The organism is Agromyces binzhouensis, assembly GCF_004135055.1.
Classification (GTDB): Bacteria; Actinomycetota; Actinomycetes; order Actinomycetales; family Microbacteriaceae; genus Agromyces; species Agromyces binzhouensis.
In genome coordinates this window covers 1-1,264 of the sequence record NZ_SDPL01000623.1, presented here as the reverse complement: position 1 = coordinate 1,264, position 1,264 = coordinate 1, and the positions used below count along the sequence as shown (strand labels likewise).

2 protein-coding genes are annotated in these 1,264 nt (G+C 73.5%); both read left to right on the top strand.

What is annotated here, in order from left to right; all coding sequences use genetic code 11:
• Nucleotides 1–800: type II secretion system F family protein (locus ESO86_RS17195; protein WP_129235986.1), on the top strand; the 800-nt coding region annotated here is incomplete at its 5' end.
• Nucleotides 788–1,261 carry a hypothetical protein gene (locus tag ESO86_RS17190; protein WP_129235985.1) on the top strand — a complete coding sequence of 158 codons (474 nt, stop codon included), beginning with the start codon at nucleotides 788–790 and terminating at the stop codon, nucleotides 1,259–1,261. The genes ESO86_RS17195 and ESO86_RS17190, both read left to right, overlap by 13 nt.
• Nucleotides 1,262–1,264 lie beyond the last annotated feature (3 nt).

The window sequence follows — 1,264 nt, the reverse complement described above, 5'->3', positions numbered from 1 at the left end:
CGCTCGGCACGCCGGTCGATGTCGGCGCGGGGCGCGGCGCGCTCGCCGCCGTCCGCGACGAGCTGGCGCTCGCCGGCCTACCAGGGGTGCCGATCGCGATCGTCGTCATCGTCGGTGTCGTGCTCGCGGTGCTCGCCGCGGCGATCGCGCAGGCCGTGTTCGGCGTGCCGTTGCTCGCACTCATCGCGGCACTGCTCGGCGCCGGAGCCATCCCGATCGTCATCAGGTCACGCGCCAACCACCGTCGCGCCGTGAACCGGGCGATCTGGCCCGATGTCGTCGACCACGTCGTCTCGAGCGTGCGTGCGGGAATGAACCTCCCCGACGCTATCGCCGCGCTCGCCGACCTCGGCCCCGCGGCGACGCGAAGCGCATTCGCGGGCTTCGACCGCGACTTCCGCCGCACCGGCGACTTCGGCTGGGCCGTCGACACGCTGAAGGCGCGTCTCGCCGACCCTGTCGCGGATCGCATCCTCGAGACACTGCGGATGGCGCGCGAGGTCGGTGGAACCGACCTGACCGCGGTACTCCGCGGGCTCGCGAGCTATCTCCGCGAGGATGCCGCGCTGCGGGCCGAGGTCGTCGCCCGCCAGGGGTGGATCCGCAACGCCGCGCGCCTCGGCGTCGCCGCACCGTGGCTGCTCCTGTGCGTGCTCGCGACCAGGCCCGAGACGCTCGCCTCGTACGACTCGCCGGCGGGCACCGTGCTCATCCTCTGCGGTGTCGCCGTCACGATCGTCGCGTATCGGCTGATGCTCGGCCTCGGCCGACTTCCCGAGGAGCGTCGATGGTCCAGCTGACCGCGACGCCGATCGTCGCGGTCGCGCTCGGTGCGATGCTCGGGCTCGGCCTGTGGCTCATCGCGGCATCCGTTCCTCGCATCGGCCGGGCACTACTGGTCGACCGCGTCGCGCCGTACATCACCGATGTCTCCGTCGAGGCGCGTGCCATGCGCGCCAGGCCGCAATCCGACCCGGGCTCGGTCATCGGGATGCTCGTGCTGCCCACCGCTCGGCGAGCACGTGGCATCCTGTCGTCGATCCTCGGCGGCAACGACACGGTCGCGCGCCGGCTCCGGCAGGCCGGGGCGGGTGCGACGGTCGAGCGGTTCCGCGGACGGCAACTCGTCTGGGCGGCGGCGGGCTTCGCCTCGGCCGGGCTGATCGCGGTCCTCGCCCCGACGATGGAGACGGCGCCCGCGGTGCTGCGCTGGGTGATCCCGCCGTTCGGAGCGGCGGCCGGCGCGGTCGCGGCCGACTGAGAT